Origin of the sequence: Shewanella sp. SM55, assembly GCF_025654025.1 — a bacterium.
Lineage (GTDB): Bacteria > Pseudomonadota > Gammaproteobacteria > Enterobacterales > Shewanellaceae > Shewanella > Shewanella oncorhynchi.
The window spans coordinates 1-568 of record NZ_JAKKRS010000049.1 but is presented as its reverse complement, the minus strand read 5'-3'; the positions used below and the strand labels follow the sequence as shown (position 1 = coordinate 568).

Annotated in this window: 1 protein-coding gene; it reads right to left on the bottom strand. The window is 46.8% G+C overall.

The window, feature by feature from the left end; all coding sequences use genetic code 11:
- The coding region (locus L5L91_RS22660) for a 3'-5' exonuclease (protein ID WP_263237824.1) at positions 1–568 on the bottom strand (568 nt) is incomplete at both ends.

The window sequence follows — 568 nt, the reverse complement described above, 5'->3', positions numbered from 1 at the left end:
TATAGCGCACGGTGCGCCGTTCCTGCTAACTCAATTCCCTGCTGCTTTGCGGCATTGACTAACGAATGCCACTTAAAATCACCATGGCCGTGATTCCAGTCGCCTTTGTACATGGCATACGCCAACATGGCGCAGTGGAATTGATAACGAGACATAGTCTTAAACAGCGGATGGGTAAGCGGATCTGTTTCACTAAAATTCGACAATGCTGAGCCGAGCATATTTCTATCAAATGCGGCGTTATAAGCGACCACTGGGCGGTCTTTAATGATGTCCGCCACGCGCAGCGACACCTCATTAAAATACGGCGCATCGGCCACCATTTCGTTAGTAATGCCGTGGATAGCAATCACTTCATCAGGGATAACACCAATAGGCTTAACTAAAGTGTCGAGTAACACCTCACCGCTTACAGCATCGATAATGCTGATCTCTACAATTTCACTGCCCCATTTAAGCCCTGTGGTTTCGGTGTCTAAAATCACAGCGCCATTATCTAACCAGCTCGAAGCTTGCACGCTGGCTGAAATATTGCCTGCAGATTTAATGTTTTCTAAATGTTCAACGT